Annotated in this window: 14 protein-coding genes and 1 pseudogene; 10 read left to right on the forward strand and 5 right to left on the reverse strand. The window is 37.8% G+C overall.

Going from position 1 to position 16,492, the window contains the following annotated elements; all coding sequences use genetic code 11:
- Positions 1-27: 27 nt before the first annotated feature.
- The 3 genes and pseudogenes from xseB to F2A31_RS05935 all read right to left on the reverse strand — a co-directional run bounded on the left by xseB (position 28) and on the right by F2A31_RS05935 (position 1,536).
- Positions 28-222, reverse strand: a complete 195-nt coding sequence (gene xseB, locus F2A31_RS05925; protein ID WP_150025592.1) for an exodeoxyribonuclease VII small subunit — start codon at positions 220-222, stop codon at positions 28-30.
- Positions 215-664, reverse strand: a pseudogene (locus F2A31_RS05930) (exodeoxyribonuclease VII large subunit); the annotation flags it as partial. The pseudogene F2A31_RS05930 and the gene xseB, both read right to left, overlap by 8 nt.
- Entirely contained in the window at positions 655-1,536 is an 882-nt protein-coding gene (locus tag F2A31_RS05935; RefSeq protein ID WP_150025593.1) for a LysR family transcriptional regulator, read from the reverse strand. The gene F2A31_RS05935 and the pseudogene F2A31_RS05930, both read right to left, overlap by 10 nt.
- Positions 1,537-1,647: 111 nt before the next feature.
- Here F2A31_RS05935 and F2A31_RS15850 point away from each other — a divergent pair, with 111 nt between their 5' ends.
- Complete coding sequence (locus tag F2A31_RS15850; RefSeq protein WP_228715653.1) at positions 1,648-2,265, forward strand: oxidoreductase; 618 nt, start codon at positions 1,648-1,650, stop codon at positions 2,263-2,265.
- A gap of 392 nt (positions 2,266-2,657) precedes the next feature.
- On the opposite strand, the gene F2A31_RS05945 is transcribed toward F2A31_RS15850, so the two are convergent.
- On the reverse strand, positions 2,658-3,554 hold the full coding sequence (locus tag F2A31_RS05945) for a hypothetical protein (protein ID WP_150025594.1): 897 nt from the start codon (positions 3,552-3,554) through the stop codon (positions 2,658-2,660).
- A 170-nt stretch (positions 3,555-3,724) separates the two neighbouring features.
- Between F2A31_RS05945 and F2A31_RS15940 the strand changes: the two genes are divergently transcribed.
- Positions 3,725-3,850 carry a hypothetical protein gene (locus tag F2A31_RS15940; RefSeq protein ID WP_267285522.1) on the forward strand — a complete coding sequence of 42 codons (126 nt, stop codon included), beginning with the start codon at positions 3,725-3,727 and terminating at the stop codon, positions 3,848-3,850.
- 121 nt (positions 3,851-3,971) lie between these two features.
- Entirely contained in the window at positions 3,972-4,685 is a 714-nt protein-coding gene (locus tag F2A31_RS05950; protein WP_150025595.1) for a hypothetical protein, read from the forward strand.
- Positions 4,686-4,696: 11 nt separating this feature from the next.
- On the opposite strand, the gene F2A31_RS05955 is transcribed toward F2A31_RS05950, so the two are convergent.
- Positions 4,697-4,912, reverse strand: a complete 216-nt coding sequence (locus tag F2A31_RS05955; protein ID WP_150025596.1) for a hypothetical protein — start codon at positions 4,910-4,912, stop codon at positions 4,697-4,699.
- A gap of 95 nt (positions 4,913-5,007) precedes the next feature.
- Here F2A31_RS05955 and F2A31_RS05960 point away from each other — a divergent pair, with 95 nt between their 5' ends.
- From F2A31_RS05960 to F2A31_RS05990, 7 genes are all read left to right on the forward strand, one after another.
- Positions 5,008-5,562 (forward strand): hypothetical protein, encoded by a 555-nt coding sequence (locus tag F2A31_RS05960; RefSeq protein WP_150025597.1) that lies wholly within the window; start codon positions 5,008-5,010, stop codon positions 5,560-5,562.
- 102 nt (positions 5,563-5,664) lie between these two features.
- Complete coding sequence (locus tag F2A31_RS05965; protein ID WP_150025598.1) at positions 5,665-6,594, forward strand: hypothetical protein; 930 nt, start codon at positions 5,665-5,667, stop codon at positions 6,592-6,594.
- Between the two features lie 103 nt (positions 6,595-6,697).
- Positions 6,698-9,895 carry a type VI secretion system Vgr family protein gene (locus F2A31_RS05970; protein WP_150025599.1) on the forward strand — a complete coding sequence of 1,066 codons (3,198 nt, stop codon included), beginning with the start codon at positions 6,698-6,700 and terminating at the stop codon, positions 9,893-9,895.
- 70 nt (positions 9,896-9,965) lie between these two features.
- Positions 9,966-14,912: an RHS repeat-associated core domain-containing protein gene (locus F2A31_RS05975; protein ID WP_150025600.1), complete on the forward strand. Its 4,947-nt coding sequence runs from the start codon at positions 9,966-9,968 to the stop codon at positions 14,910-14,912.
- Between the two features lie 16 nt (positions 14,913-14,928).
- Complete coding sequence (locus F2A31_RS05980; protein WP_150025601.1) at positions 14,929-15,384, forward strand: hypothetical protein; 456 nt, start codon at positions 14,929-14,931, stop codon at positions 15,382-15,384.
- 27 nt (positions 15,385-15,411) lie between these two features.
- Complete coding sequence (locus tag F2A31_RS05985) at positions 15,412-15,762, forward strand: tetratricopeptide repeat protein (protein WP_228715654.1); 351 nt, start codon at positions 15,412-15,414, stop codon at positions 15,760-15,762.
- Between the two features lie 242 nt (positions 15,763-16,004).
- A complete protein-coding gene (locus F2A31_RS05990) occupies positions 16,005-16,457 on the forward strand; it encodes a hypothetical protein (protein WP_150025602.1) in 453 nt (150 codons plus the stop codon).
- Positions 16,458-16,492 lie beyond the last annotated feature (35 nt).

Genomic DNA, 16,492 nt, shown 5'->3' on the forward strand with positions numbered 1-16,492 from the left:
AATAGCTTTAGATATGGATAACTCAAATTATTTTTTAAAGGTGTCATTCAAATCTTGTTGCACGGCATCCACGCGTGATTTACAGGCTTTGTATGATGACATGGATTCCTCAACGATTTTCATAAGATTATCGATGTCAGGTTCTTCTTGTGCTTCTAGCAAAGCAGCATTCTTCTTCAGCAATTCATAGCCATCTTTAAAGCTTAACTCTTTCTTACTCATTACTGATTACCTCACTGACGTTGGCGTGTATATGCCCATCCTGCATCACAATCGAAGTTGATGAGTTGGCTTGATGAATAGAACGGATTGCTTTGCCTTTATGACGCACAATAGCATAGCCTTTTGCCAGAACATTTCTAGGATTCTGTAACAAGGACTCACGCATCAATGACTCAATCTGTGTGGATGCAAGTTTAAGCTGTTGCTGAGCAAAATATTGCGTGGTTGATTTAACTAAGTCGAGATTCTTATTTGCAACATTTAGTTGATTCTGAGCATAGGTTTTAATAGTACTCATTAACTGATCATTCTGGCTTTGATAGGCGGTAATCTGATGTTGAGAGAAATTTAATCGTTTGCAGAGAATCCAATACCGACCCAAATCGGGACTTTTCGTTTACAGAGCAGCAAGCTTATAGTCATTTAAATAAGCTAAATCATTGAACTCCTTAATTTACTTCTTAAAAAATCAATAAAAACACGAACTTTTGCTGGTAGTAAACGAGTTTCTGTCAAAGCGTAGACAGGAAGAACATCACCTTGCCATTCAGAAAGAATTGGCATCAATAAACCATCATTTAGATCATCTTGCACCACTTCATAAGGGGTAAATAGAATACCCTGACCAAGAATAGATAGCTTTCGTGTCATACCAACGTTATTCAACATGAATCTTGCACCAATCTTTACTTCAACCGTTTCTTCAGATCGATACAGTTTCCAACGTGTATTGTTTGGAAAGCTCAAACATTCATGATGAACTAAATCATTTGGATGTTGGGGTATACCATGTTGTTTTAAATATTTAGGAGATGCGAAAAGTCGCCCTCTAAATTGCATTAACTTATGTGCAATTAAATTGGAATCAGGAGGATTCCCCATACGAATCGCAACATCAATGTTTTGAGCTACAAGATCCACCAATCTCGGGGTGAGATCAATTTCAAAATTTATTCCTGGATACAGCTGCACAAACTCTATCAAGATAGATGTTAAAAATACGGTTCCAAAATCAACAGGCAATGAGACCCTTAGTGTTCCACTTGGTTTAGAGAGCATTTCGCCTAATTGCTCATGCGCAAGTTTAGCTTCACCAACAATTCGTTTACAACGTTCAAAGTAGATATGACCAGCTTCTGTTAACTCAACTTTTCGGGTTGTTCGATGCAATAATCGTAAACCAATCGCCTCTTCTAAATGGCTAATTCTTCTTGAAAGTGTTGAACTCGGCATATCCAAATTCTCTGCTGCTTTTCTAAAACTCATCACTTTAGAGACTTCAACAAATAATGCCATGTCATTCAAAAGTTCCATTGTTAATTATTCCATTTATGCAGCAATCATTTCCATTTTAACGTATTTATCCCTTTTTTAAATTAATTAATACTAATCAACATCTAGAAGTTATCAGGAATCAGACTTCATGTGATTGAAGCTGATTGTAAAAAATTAAAGGCAATCCAGAATATGAACAAAGTATTTGAACCAGCACAACTTGGGCGTTATACCTTAGGAAATCATCTTGTTATGGCCCCGATGACTCGTTCTCGTGCCCAATTCGATGGTACACCAGGTGAACTCTCAACAGAATATTATGCACAACGAGCAAGCGTTGGCTTAATTATTACAGAAGGTGCCCAACCTTCAGATGATGGACAGGGCTATCTTGCTACACCTGGTATTTACACAGATGCGCATATTCAAGGCTGGAAAAAAACAATTGACGCTGTACATGCAAAAGGGAGCCATATCTTTATCCAATTAAGGTTTAGATATTGCAATGATATTAAGGAGGTTTTTATGTCTAAGAGACGGTGTAAAGTCTTAAGTTTATTAAAAGTAAATAGTATTATTAATAATCAAAATAATTTGCTGGCTGGTTACCATAGTTTTTTAAGGGAGAGTAATCGTAAGGATAAGTATGTTAGTAAGCTTATTTATATCACTCAAAATATATCAGAAAATAACTACTACTTGTATGGAGTAAAAGACTTAGATCAACTGATATCTAAACTAGAAATTTTGTATAGAAATAAAAGTTAATTATTTTAACTAAAATTTATCTATAGGTAAGAAGACTATTCGGTTTTTAAAAGAATGAGAATTCAAACAGTAATTGCAACAATATAAAACCAGCCATTGCTTCGCTAGGCAGGCATTCGCCATTTAAAGGACTTTATAGAGCGATGACTTGCGTCCTCAATCACTTTGATTCTTGGCAAATATTTCTATTTGATAGATTCTATGCAGCCAACTTGTAAAAGTCTTCCGCTATTATTTTCAGCACATATCAATTTTTTCCCGTGTGGTAGTCCTGAACAAATTCACTGAATTAGGTAGACCACACACGAGTTATGAATTGAATATGAATGAAACCTTAACATTTTAATCTTTGCGCAACAAAGTCGAAATGTCTTACACCGAGTTTTTTATATTTACTGCCTCAGATCACGCCATTCCATAGTTTTAGGGTAGCCAGTAACAGATCGACCTTCTGCAAAAGCGCTAACAAGTGCTTGACCACTGGTTGTGTTTTTAATTGAAATTGCATTTTTATTGTTTTTAGTATCTTCAATATTGATGATTGCACTATTGGGTATGGTTTTGCCCGAGGGAAATTCTATATCGCTATCAAATTTTACGGTGTATTTTTGACCATTATTATTTGCTTGCAAAAAGCCTTTTGTAATTACAGACGTGAGAGAGGATACCGGAGTAGAGCTTATTGTTAAATGATAGTCATTTAAAAGGAGGTGTTCTTTATTAGATGGTTCAGTTCCAGTTATTTCCAGTTTATTGGCGTCATATTGTATTTTATTATCAGTTACGCCGCGAAGCAGATGACCATGGTAGTTTACTTGCTCAAGATCAGAATATTTTATCGTTAGATATGTAAGGGTGATGTCATGTTTTTCTATAGATGGTGTTCCTGTAAACTTACTTTGCACTGTTCCTGATAATGTTAAATTTCTTAAGTTTGTGGCGATGTTGCCATTTACTCTTAAATTCTTACAATTATTCAGTGTAATGGAATTATCTTCATTCTTTTGTACTGTCCCAGATTCACAGGTTGCCTGATTGTCTTGTTCATTGGGGTTCGAAGAAATATAGTAAATTTCATTGATCAAATCGACCATGTAAATAAAAGGATTGCCTATATTTTTGGTAAAAGAGAAGACACGTGGTGTAATTAATTCAATGGTTTGTGACTTGCTGTAATCAACATTGCTGATTTCTTTACCAGTATAATTATCATGATCGGATCCACCGCCGCATGCTGTTAAGAATAAGGCACTGCTACATAAGATTGCTGTAAGAGTTTTAATTTCCATTTTCGTCCTGAGCTTCCTTGCAAATGAAATCATTAGAATATAACGAGCAGTATATTGGAACTCTTGCAAATTTCAAAATTTGAGTATTTATAAGTTTTGATTTTCAAGAAATCGCTATAACCTAAAGTCAGTTAAAATGAACTTACCCATCAGTGGGAGGTGAGGAGGGCTTGGAGATTATTGAGGAGTTTTACACGGATGAATCTAACTCACCGCAACCTCAACAGACGCATGAGCTAACAAATGCTCAGGATATTCAGAAAGGGTTACAACAATCGGTACAGGCTTTGAATTAAATATTCTAAAAAAGAGCATTTTATGCTCTTTTCAATCGTATTACTGGACAGAACTTATTGGTTGTTTTTAACATAACTTTATAAATTTAGTGATATTCCAATAATTTAATACGAGGGAAAAATGGATCATATTGTTCAAATCATTACTTTAGTTGTTTCAATACTTACAATTGCGACTGCTTTGTTTAGTATCAGGAAATTCTTTCTAGAAAACTCAATTAACCAAAGGAAGCAACTCCGTGAGGATTTTGATGGACTTTTACTTGCTTTGGAAAACACGTCTAAAGATGATAGCAATAGGGACAATATACTGGACTTAGCTGAAACAAAGAAATATCAGCTCATCGTTGGGATTCCAAAAATTGATCGAGGAAAAGCGCAATACCTTTTAAAGCAAAAAGATAAGACTGGTAAGATAGATCAATACAAGCGTGGTTCATCATTGGTTGAATTTTCGAAGGTCGAAGATAAATTCAACTTTGTTGATGGGTTTAAAGTTGGATGGATTCGAGCGATCAAAAAATGGGGAAGCTTGTCCTTATATGGGATCTTTTTTCTACTCGCAGCTTCCCCTGTGTTTTTTTGGAATTTGTTCGATCCAGATTTAGAAATATACAATCGCATCGTCTCACAAAATTCAGTTGAAGGTTTTTGGGCTATATTGATTACTTCGATACTGATGTTTCTATTCCTTGCTTTTACATCTTTAAACTACTCTACCAAAATATATTTTGCTGAAAAGTTGGTTAAGAATGAGATTGATAAAAAGGCTTTAAAGTTAGGGGTTAAGCAGAAAGTTAAGAACATCGTGATGCGGAAAAGAGATAAGGGATGATTTTTATTTTGTTAAATTGGATTTAATAAGAGTAAAGCCATCTGTTTTGCAAAGTTGACATCAATGTCCTTTGCAACAAAAAAAGCATGACCATACATTATTTTTTTTGTGTATTTGGTGGTCTTTCCTGTCGAAGGATTGGTGTAATGAAATTCTTCAACAGCGCGTTGAGTGTTTAATCCCCAAAGTGGACCGCCAATGCATTTAGTTTGATGGGTGTCTGTCATATCTTCCAATGGATAACTTACATTACGGCTATCTTTTTTGATATAGAATACACATCGTATTTAATATTGAAAGCACAATGTTGGAAAGGTCTCGGATGAGAGTTATAACAGGAACAAATTATTGGCGATTGCTCTCTATCATTCTGATGTTCATTGTTTTCTTGGGATTGTATTATTTTTTTATTGTTTATCCTAAAGATACAGAAAAAGCCCGTTTGGCAATTGCTGAGGAAATTCTTATGGCATCTTCTTGGCAAGATTTGTCATATAAGCATGATTTGTATAAGGCAATGCTAAAACAGAATGTACCGTTAAATACGATTAACGATGAAATTTACTTTAATGATCTGAATAGGCTCAGAGTACTCTATCAAAGTGGGGATGGAGAAAAGTTAATAGATACACTGAATAGATATTTTAGGTATTCAATTTATGAAGCCAAAAGTGTTCGCGGGCTTTGTCTGCAAATGCAGTTTCTCCAACGATATAAAGACAAAATTGAACATGAAGGATATCAAACTGAAAGATTAGCACGTTGGCAAAATTTCAATGCGCAAAATTGGGAAACGGTGTCTCCTTGGTTACAAGAGAAAGATGCATTTAATCAATTCTTTAAATCAAAAAACATGCAAACGGATTGTTCTTTTTAAGCATAAGCCAATAGCATCGTTTAGTGCGCGTGCCTTGCACATCTATACGGTCATTTGATAAAACAACCAACCAATCGCATACATAACTTCTTATAAATTCTTATGGCTAAAAAACATGTTCTTCATCCAATTCAAACCCTGAAAGATTGGGAGGGAGAGGATTGGGATGTTTATGAAGAAAGAAAAACGCAGATGGGTTTTACTTTGTATTTAGGCTGGTTGTACGGTGCACCCCGATTAGGCTCTAAATCTATCATTATGACGATGGAACTTGTTGAATATTTAAAAATGACAACATATCGACAAGCGATAAAAGAGCTTGGTTTATCAAGTACAGTGATTTCTCGAATGCGACGAATATTGGAGCTGCAAAAAAAAGTAGTTCGACGTGACCGAGCTTGGATCGTACAGCATCAAAATGAAATCTTGTATTATAGTTTTCCAATTTTGTTGGAAAAATATGGACTCAGCAAAAGTAGCGTCCTAAACTATTCCCACTATTTAGTGAGTGAAGTGAGGATTAAGCGTAAGTCTTCACGCAATTATGCAAGTCAGTATGCGGTAGAAAAAATTTATCAAAAGCATAAAGCAATGATTGCCCAATGCCGAAGTTTTAAGGAATTACAAAAGATATTGCAAACTGATGATTACACGGCACGCAAATTCCATGAATTGGCATGTGCTGAACTGAATGTCGTTTCAATGAGTGAGCTTCATTTAAAGAACTTAGATAAAACATGGCAATGGCGTTATCAGCATCGAGACACAATTCTTAGTCCAACCATGACAATTCAGCAAATTGCAAAACAACTCAAAACAACAACCGATGAAATCTATAACGCCCGCAAAGCATTACGTCGCCGATTAGCGATTAAAGAAAGGATTGGACCAGTGAAAATAAACATAGAAGACTGGGTCTTACAACATGCAGAAGACTTAGAAACACTCAAGATGGGGGAGTTGAAGTACAAATACCAAATGAGCAAATCACAGATTAGCCATCGACGGATGATCCTAAAAAAGTTGAAATAACAAAAGACATAAATCGTCACAACAAATAGACGGGACGGTCTGAGCAGAAACACACTTTTTGCTGTAAAATGCATTCACATTTAAAAAATTTCAAAAAGAAGCAATGTTCAAGACGATTTATGCCGCATTAGAACAACTTGGCTTAACTGCACAAAAACGTGCGATTCATATCCAATTTTCAAATCCTGCTTTAGCCAATCAGGTGTTTTTACAGCGTATTGAAGGTACGCATCGTCTGAATGACGGAGTTAACGCAGAACTCATCTGCCTATCAACGGACGCAACCATCCCCTTAAAACAGTTTATTGGTTCTCAAGCGGCAGTCGATACCGTAACAGACACAGGTGCTCTATTTAGAACCACAGGGATCATCACTGAAGCCGTACAAGGGCAATCTGATGGCAGTTTGACCCTGTATAAACTCAAACTACAAGATGCAACTGCACTGTGGCATAAACGCCGAAACTCCCGCGTGTTTATGAATAAAAACGTGGCGGATATCCTTCAAGTATTGTTCAAGGAATGGCAGCAGCGTAGCCAGTTGTTTGCATCGAGTTTAACTTTAGATTTAAGCGGTTTAACCCAAGATTACGACATCCGTCCCTTTGTGATGCAAGCCAATGAAAGCGACTACGACTTCATTACCCGACTGCTTAGAAGTGAAGGCATCAACTGGCTGATTGACGAAGCCCAGCTCACTGTTGCCAACAGCAACAGTCCAATCCAAGCCCAAAAACTTCGCTTGATCGATGACAACAGCCAATACCAAGCCTTAAATCGAAGAACAATTCGCTACCACCGTAGCAGTGCCACCGAACAATACGACAGCATGACCAACTTGATTGCTGAGCGTTCGCTACAACCCACAGCAGTTCATATCCAACGCTGGCAAGCTGATGCCCTAGAACAAGAAGACGGTGCAGGTAGCGTACAAACGAAACACCAACATAGCCAACAACATGATGTTGCATCACTGGGGCTTGAAGATGCGTGGTGTATGACTCCCGCATGGATGCAAGACCTGAATGGTGAAGATGGTGCTACAGCATCAGGCAACAACCAAATTGAAAAAATCAATCAAAATCTTGGTCACTACCACGATGCTCAAGCCAAACAATTTATCGCCAATACTACCGTGCGAGACACCCAAGTAGGCTACTGGTTTAAACTCAACGAACACCCTGAAATTGATCAGCACAAAGGGGCTGATCAGGAGTTCTTAATCACAAAGAAGGATTGGTTCAATCAAAACAACCTTCCTAAAGATTTGAATGATCAAATCAGCCAATTAGTAGAACAAAGCCAATGGCAGCATTCAAGCAAGAGTGAAGAACGCCAAGCCAACCAACTGACGCTACAACGCCGCAACATCAAAACCGTACCCGAATACCACCCACTGCAACACCGTCCAACTGCTCACCCACAACGAGCAAGAGTGGTGGGACCCGAAGGCGAAGAAATCCATGTGGATGAATGGGGACGAATCAAAGTTCGCTTCCTATTTACCCGCAATGACGACCATAGCCACGATGGTGGCGCAGGCAGCAACAACAACGATACTGACTCAGCTTGGGTGGATGTACTCACTCCTTGGGCAGGCGAAGGCTATGGTGTGCGATTCTTACCGAGAATAGGTGAAATCGTAGCGATTGAGTTCTTTGATGGCAACATTGACCGTCCTTATGTCACCGGGCGACTGCACGAAGCACAACGCAGTCCAACAAAATTTGATGATCAAGGCAAATTACCTGATACCAAAAAACTAGCAGGGATCAAATCCAAAGAATATCAAGGTTCAGGCTACAACCAACTGCGCTTTGACGACACCACCGGACAGATCAGCGCACAACTACAAAGCAGCCATGCAGCCAGCCAACTCAATCTCGGCAAACTGAGCCATCCCAAAGCCCAAGCAGAAAGCGAAGACCGAGGTGAAGGCTTTGAACTACGCACAGACCAGTGGGGCGCGATTCGAGCAGGCGAAGGCTTACTCATCACCACCCATGCACAAGCGCAAGCCGAAGGCGAACATCTCGAAGCACAAACAGCCAAACAACAATTGGAAGGCAACCAAAACAATGCCAAAGCCCTGAGTGAAGTGGCAAAGAACCAACAAACAGATGAATTGGAGTCGGTAGAGCAATTACAGGCATTTGCAGAAGAAATTCAGCAAGATATAGCCAAATTCAACAAAGCCTTACTATTACTCAGCTCACCGAATGGGATTGGACTCAGCACCTCAGAAGACATCCATCTATCCGCAGATGGACAACTGAACCAATTTGCAGGGGACAGTATTAACCTGACCACCCAAAAGAACCTGATTGCCCAAGCCAGTCAAAAGATCAGCTTATTTGCAGCACAAAATGGAATTAAACAAGTGGCAGGCAAAGGCAAAGTTGAGATACAGGCACAAGGGGATGGCGCTGATTTTATTGCTCGGAAAGACATCCAGATTATTTCCACCGAAGATACGATTTATATTACCAGCCCAAAAGAAATCGTATTTACCGCTGATAGTTCACAGCTCAAATTGAATGGTTCAGGGATTTTCCCAACAACAGGTGGAAAGTTCGAGGTGAAAGCAGGGCAGCATTTGTTTAAGAGTGGGGCAAGTGTAAGTGCCAATGTCCCACAATTGCCAAAAGCTAAACCAATGCAAGGGGCTTTGGAGTTATTACGAAGCTATGGTGGTGAAAACTTCTTTAAGCAAAATAGTTATAAGGTAATTGATTCGCTCGGCAAGCAAATTACAGGCAAGCTTAATGCAAATGGTTTTGCTCAGGTGACAGGTATTGCACCTGGCCAAGCAAAAGTTGTTTTTGAGAAAGATGACACGAGTGCATGGCTACAAAGTAGTGATTTTAGCCGTGATTATACGTGGGCTGAACCAGTTTCAGGCGTTGCTGCAATGATGCAAAATGCTTTGGGTTCATTGGGGCAAAATGCAATGTCCCAATTGAAAAGTAATCTTCTTTCGATGGACAAAAATAACTTTAAAGACTTAGGTAAAAATACTTTAACTAACTTAGTTGGACAAACAGTAGGACAGATTAAAGATCAGGTTACAAATAGCGCGCTCAATACTGTGTCAAAACAACTTAATCTCAATCTATCCGCCAATCAAATGAAAAGTCTTGGTCAAATGGCAATAAATCCAAATCAATCTCTTGAAATGCTCAAAGAGCAAGGCAAAGATTTTTTCACTGATCAGGCAACAGCAAAATTATCTCAATTCACAAAAATAGACTCCCCGATTAAACAGGGTATGGTCGACACCTTCTCTAGATCGAAAAAGTAGATGTAATAATAGAAAGCTCGAAGTGAATTAAACATATTGATGTAATCGAATGAATTAAAGGTTTTAATTAATGGCTACTGAAAAGACACAACAGGCAGAAACTACAAAACAACCCACTGTTGAACTTGCTGTTTTTAATTTAGAAAGTGTAACCAATGTGACCGATTTGCAAATGATTGCAAATCAAATTCAACTTTATTTACAGGTCTGTGGGAATACCACGCTAGAACAAGTCAAAAGTAATGCGAATGTTCCGACGGTTGCGAATATTTTTGCATTGACTGGTAGTGTCTTAGATTTACTTTTGTATGCAACAACACCGAAGACAGGTGATGCTGATTTGCAGCGTGGTGCTTTACTCGGAGCTAATTTAATTGGATTGTTTCCTGAACCGAATAATGAAGCCCATGCTCGTATGGCGTTACGACCAATGTTTGGTTTAATGGCAGAATGTTTATACCCTGAAAATGGGAAAATTAAAGAAGCTGATATTAAGCGTTTAGGCTTACATCTCAATGCAATGGTTGCTGGGGATTTAGAAGTATTTTTAAAAGAAACCCAAGCAAAGTTAAGTGTACTACTGACCCAAGCTGCAACTTTGGGTGCAAGTATTTTACAGAGTATGGCAACCTCGGCTGCAGAAATTAATGCTGGTGTTGTAGCTCCAACAGGTGCCTCGGCAGAGAAACGGGACCCCAAGCTTAAATTTAGCAATTGGGCCGTGCCATTAATTGATCTGATCGGAACACCGAGCCAAGCAAACCTGACACCGAAGATTGAGCCGAATATGCAAAGTCGTTTGCAGCAAGAAGCAACTCAAGCGATTAAAAGTTTAAGCCAAATGCTGCAACAGCAATCGAATGCTAGCCAAAAATATACTTTGGCATGGTTAATACAAGAAACTTTGAAAGCGATAAAAGCGTTAGAAAATAAAGGTAGCGCTAGTGTGCCGATGAATCAAACAGGGGAGTATGAACGGCATACCAAAGGAGATACTTTAGAGTTCGTGAGTTTACAAGCCGATGCTTTAAATGCTCCGCCATGTGAGGGCAAAGGGTCAGATACAGGGCAAAGTATTAGCTATTCAATTGGTGCTGAACGAGTGCAGCATGCAGATTTCTATTTGCCGAAAGTTGGTTTTTCCTTTATCCGTCGATATAACTCACAAATGAATGAGTTTGATCACAGCATGATTGGCGCACGTTGGATGATGCCATTTTCCAACATGATTCAACCGAATGCTCAAGGCTATTTATTTATAGACAGTAAAGGGCGGAAACATCAATTCCCTGCTTCAATCCCATTTGAAGCTTATGAAGTACCATTTGAAGGAATAACCGTACAACCACTCGAAGATGGTGATTTAATACTAAACTTCGGTGGAGAATGGTCTTTTCAATTTCATCAATTTTCGGCTGGTCAGCCTTATCAATTGATTCAACAATTTAATGAAAATACACAAGAAAAAGTTGTTTTAAGCTACCTTGTTTTCGATGAAATTGCCTATTTGCAAAGCGTTGATTTTCAATTAAAACATGCTCAACACCAATTAAAATTTGCTTTTAATGAGCAAGTTAAAATCATTGCGGTATTTTTTGATGAACAGGTTGAGCCTTTAGCGCGTTATCAATATGATATCCAAGGCAATTTAATTGAAGCCATTGATCAAAATGGTCATGTCCGAAACTATGAGTACAACCATTTCCATCAACTCACACGCTATACCGATCGCACAGGACGTGGGCAAAATATTCGCTATGAATCAACCGACGCCCAAGCCAAAGCGATTGAAGAATGGGCAGATGATGGTAGTTACCATACCAAACTCAAATGGCATCCTCGCTTACGCCAAGTCGCTGTTTATGACGCCTACAATGTCCCGACCTATTACTATTTTGATCTGAATGGATTTACCTATCGTACACGTTTAGCAGATGGGCGTGAATCGTGGTACAGCCGTGATAGTCAAAAACGTATTACTCGTCAAATTGATTTTGAAGGACGTGAGACACAACAAGAATACAATGATCAAGATCAACTCATCAAAATCGTACAGCCAAACGGCGGGGTAATACGTTTTGCCTACGATGAGCAAGGCAATTTGGTCGAAACAAAAGACCCAGAAGGTAATATCTGGAAACGAGAATATGATGCCAAGGGTAATGTCGGTAAAGAAATAAATCCTTTGGGACATATCACCCAATATAAATACAATAATGACAATCAATTGATCGAAGTGATTGATGCTAAAGGCGGCAGCAAAAAAATTCAATACAATGAATTAGGACAAATGACCTCCTATACTGATTGCTCAGGCAAAAGCAGTACGTGGGAATACGATGAAGAAGGTTCACTGACAGCTGAACAAACTGCAAATAATAAGGTCGTGCAGTACCTTTACAGCACTCAAGGTCGAGACAAAGGACAACTCCAAAGTATTGTTTACCCTGATGGATTAAAAGAACATTTTGAACATGATGAAGAAGGGCGTTTACTTAAACATAAAGATAGTAAAGGCTTAGTGACCGAGTATCATTACAATAAACTCGGCTTGTTAACACAGCGAATTGATGCTAATCAACATCGCATTGGTTATCAATGGGATAAACAAGGACGCATCAAAAAACTAATCAACCAAAACCAAGCAGAATATTTGTTTGATTACAATCAATATGGATATTTGATACGTGAACAAGCCTTTGATGGAGAAGAAAAACACTACAGCTATCATGATGAGAGTGGCAGGTTATCTGAAATCCGACAGCCTAATATCCTGACCCAATTTGATTATTACGCAGATGGACAAATCGCATCGAAAAGCTTTACCCATTTAAATACGGGAAAGAAACAAACAGAACAATTTGATTACAACCTGAACAGTCAACTGAGCCGAGCCAGTAATGAGGTTAGCCAAATTGATTTTTATCGCAATGCACTTGGGCAATTGGTGAGAGAGCATCAGCACTACAAAATCGCAGGGCTTCGTCCACTTACTGCGGTGTTACGTTATGAATATGACGAACTTGGTAATCTAGTTAAAACAATCCGTCCAGATGGACAGGAACAAGCCAATTTGAGTTATGGCTCAGGACATTTATATGCCATTGCCTTAAATAAACAAGACGTAGTTTCATTCCAACGAGATGACTTACATCGAGAAACAACACGCCTATTGGCAAATGGACTCATCCAGACTAAACACTATAATGACGTTGGTTTACTCAGTTCACAACTGATTCAACCTGAACAAGAAACGCAAGACTACTTACAGTACCAAGCGCATAGACATTACCATTACGACCAAAACTACCTACTTAATCAAGTTGAAGATAGTCGCTTGGGTATGCTCAACTATCAATACGATCCAATCGGACGTTTAATCACAACGCAAAGCGCACATAAAACAGAGAGTTTTAGCTTTGATCCTGCGGGTAATTTGATCGACCCTGTATCCGCATCTGGTACGGCACAAATTAAAAACAATCTGGTCAGAAGCTATCAAGGAAAACATTATCACTACGATGCACAAGGCAATGTCATAGAGGCTAAACAAGCAGGTAAAACCCTCAAACTGACATGGGACAACCAAAATCGATTGATTCGCAGTGATCACAATGGTCAAGTCACGGACTACGGTTATGACGTATTTGGACGCAGACTTTATAAGAAAACGGTAGATGCGCTGACCTTGTTTGGTTGGGATGGTGATCTGATGATTTGGGAATCCCGCAAATCAGAGCAAGACAGTTTTACCAAGCACTATCTGTATGAACCGAATAGCTTCGTTCCATTGTTACAAGCAGGATATAAAGGTTTTATTCAACTGATCGAAACACCAGACTATACTGAATATCAAAACAAACCTTATTCGGTTTATAAAGATCCTGTATGGCGCAATGATACCCGTAAAAATCGAGTGGATTTAGAGCAGATCACTTTCTACCATTGTGATCAAGTCGGTACGCCACAGACTATGACCAATGCAAGAGGTGAGTGTGTTTGGGAAATTACCCAAGATACTTGGGGCAGCACACTCGACATCAAAACAGTAAATCCAGACAATCCGTTTGAGCAGAGTAACATCAGATTCCAAGGTCAATATTACGATCAAGAAACAGGATTGCACTATAACCGTTATCGTTATTATGAACCACATAGTGCAAGATATATGAGTAAAGACCCGATTGGGTTAAATGGAGGAATGAACACTTCTGCTTATGTAAGTGATCCAACTCAGTGGGTTGATCCGATGGGGTTGATGTCGGAGAAAAATATTAAAAAAGATCCTTTTAGATTGCCCGATGATGCGCCATTGTGGTTAAAGCTTGAAAATAAGGATATACAGCAACGGAGAGAGAATCGTAGGGAAGATTTTAGAAAGATAGCCTTACGAGAGGAAGCTGCTGCACAGGCAGCCGCAGACAAAGCAAAACAACAGAAGTTTGCGGATGAGGCTAGGGCAAAAAATGCGGAAGAATTTTATAAAAAAACAGTTTGTGAAAGAACGCCTGCTTCTAGACAACCAGGAGGGCTGAGATCAAAGGCTATATTGGGGGAGAATGCATATAAAGGATATACTTGTTCACCAAGTGCTGATTATTTGGCTTGTAGTGGAGGTTTATTGGGACATAACGTAACCGTTGTAAAGAACTTATGGGCAAAAGAAAATGAAGGTTGGTATGTTGCCGGATCTAAAGGTGCATTAATTACTCAATCAGTGCCGAAAAGCGCTAAAGATTTAGTGGGTGCGAGTTGCGTAAGTGGAGTAATTAAGAATTTAGATAAAGCTACAGTTGATGAATATGGTATGCGCGATTTAACACATGAATTTATTAATGGTGCATCAGCATCAGCTGGATTTGTTGTTGGCCCTGGAATTGGTTTGGGAGCAAATTATGTTGTACCAATGGTTTCAAAAAATAGTCCTGTTTATAAGGCAAGAGCTGTTGAACTCGTAGTTGGTACAGTTGGTGTTAGTGCAGACGTTGGTGTTACAAAGATGATGTCTGATAAATAGATTTAAGAGATAAGTTATGAAAAAAACCATTTTTATATTCTCATTGCTTCTGGTTGGGTGTGGGAATAATAATGTACAAAAACCTTACTTAGATCATGTAAATCAAAAGTTTGTAGATGAAGCTCATATACTCTTTAATGGTAAAACTAGAGATTTGAGAGGGTATTCCTCTTATACTGCTAATAGGGTTTCTTATAAAATTGAGTCGAAGGATTTTAATATTAATATTTTTTTTGAAAACAAAAAAAAAGCATTGGATAAAATAGGTTGGAAGTATTATTTAAAATACAATCAAAGTTATATATTTTGTGATGGTGAAAGACAAATGGAGATTATAAAACCTAGGATTTTGGCGGGTAATAAAGATCTGGTTGAGGGGTCGAATGCAATGCAATTAAATAATGACTGGCATATAATTTTTTATAAACCGAATAACACAACTTCATATAAATGCTATAATTATAAAGAGTAAGTTGATATAAATGCTAAAAAAATATTAATGGGTTCAGCTATAAGCATTTTTGTAAGTAGCTTAATTGCTTGTACAAATTTGAATAAACAGGACAAGTTCCCTAGGCTTGAGGAAGAGTGTAAATTAGCAGGAAGTAGCAGTAAGCAGTGTGAAATTTTTAATTTAAAAGACCTATCTTTAGATGAAAAAGAGAATCTAATGGGATGGGTCTATCTAAATGGGTTAGATAATATCAAGCCTAATTATGATAAAGCATACTATTGGTTTGAAAAGGCTGCAAAAGCTAATAACCATGAAGCTATAAACTCATTAGGTATGATTTATTTTGCTGGGTTAGGAAAAGATAAGGATTTTCAAAAGGCTGAAGAATATTTTTGAGAAGCAAATAAGTTTGATATGAAAAAGCAGCTAAACATGGACATTTGAACGCAATTAATAATTTAAATATTCTTAGAAATAAATAAATGGCGAGGCTTCATTATGTGATTTTTTATCATAATGAAGCTTTAGTTTATAGGTTTCTATAGAAAGATACTGTTTAATAGGCTTTTAAATAAGTTTTTTGGAGGTGTGTGAACGATTTTTTACTAAGATAAAGGAAAGGTTGAAAGAGAAGATGAATGTTAAATAAAATTAAAAAAATCTTGTTTATATTTGGAGCATTGTTCTTTATAGGATGCTCTTCGATTGAAAGAGAATCCTGCGTTGATATTTTTAATAATAGGGTTGTTGTTCTAACGCGGGATATTCAAGTTTTTAATTCAATTACCCTTATTGATAAGAATATTTTCTGTGGTAATCAGCCTTCTAGTAATTTTTATGATAATTTAGATACGTTTCTGTCAGGAATAAATAATAATCAGAAAAAGGACTTTTATGCCACTTTATTATTTTCTGAGTTTCATAGGAACTATAATGGTGGGGAGTTTGTTGATTTCTTGTTAAGAAATAAGATTGATATTTTTGACCAATACATTGAAATTATAAATGATCAAGAGCTGTTATCGAAAATGAAATATACAGATGAAGAATTACAGAATCTTAAAGTAATAGGGAATGCATTAATAGAATAGATTAACTCAATAAATTACAATATATCTAACGACTT

The sequence above is a fragment of the Acinetobacter suaedae genome, assembly GCF_008630915.1.
Classification (GTDB): Bacteria; Pseudomonadota; Gammaproteobacteria; order Pseudomonadales; family Moraxellaceae; genus Acinetobacter; species Acinetobacter suaedae.

Bases quoted from the DNA above. Each gene is read 5' to 3' on its own strand.
- xseB (WP_150025592.1), bottom strand. From the start codon at position 222: ATGAGTAAGAAAGAGTTAAGCTTTAAAGATGGCTATGAATTGCTGAAG.
- F2A31_RS05950 (WP_150025595.1), top strand. From the start codon at position 3,972: ATGGATCATATTGTTCAAATCATTACTTTAGTTGTTTCAATACTTACA.
- F2A31_RS05970 (WP_150025599.1), top strand. From the start codon at position 6,698: ATGTTCAAGACGATTTATGCCGCATTAGAACAACTTGGCTTAACTGCA.
- F2A31_RS05985 (WP_228715654.1), top strand. From the start codon at position 15,412: ATGGGTTCAGCTATAAGCATTTTTGTAAGTAGCTTAATTGCTTGTACA.
- F2A31_RS05990 (WP_150025602.1), top strand. From the start codon at position 16,005: ATGTTAAATAAAATTAAAAAAATCTTGTTTATATTTGGAGCATTGTTC.
- F2A31_RS05975 (WP_150025600.1), top strand. From the start codon at position 9,966: ATGGCTACTGAAAAGACACAACAGGCAGAAACTACAAAACAACCCACT.
- F2A31_RS05955 (WP_150025596.1), bottom strand. From the start codon at position 4,912: ATGACAGACACCCATCAAACTAAATGCATTGGCGGTCCACTTTGGGGA.
- F2A31_RS05935 (WP_150025593.1), bottom strand. From the start codon at position 1,536: ATGGAACTTTTGAATGACATGGCATTATTTGTTGAAGTCTCTAAAGTG.
- F2A31_RS05945 (WP_150025594.1), bottom strand. From the start codon at position 3,554: ATGGAAATTAAAACTCTTACAGCAATCTTATGTAGCAGTGCCTTATTC.
- F2A31_RS05960 (WP_150025597.1), top strand. From the start codon at position 5,008: ATGAGAGTTATAACAGGAACAAATTATTGGCGATTGCTCTCTATCATT.
- F2A31_RS05980 (WP_150025601.1), top strand. From the start codon at position 14,929: ATGAAAAAAACCATTTTTATATTCTCATTGCTTCTGGTTGGGTGTGGG.
- F2A31_RS05965 (WP_150025598.1), top strand. From the start codon at position 5,665: ATGGCTAAAAAACATGTTCTTCATCCAATTCAAACCCTGAAAGATTGG.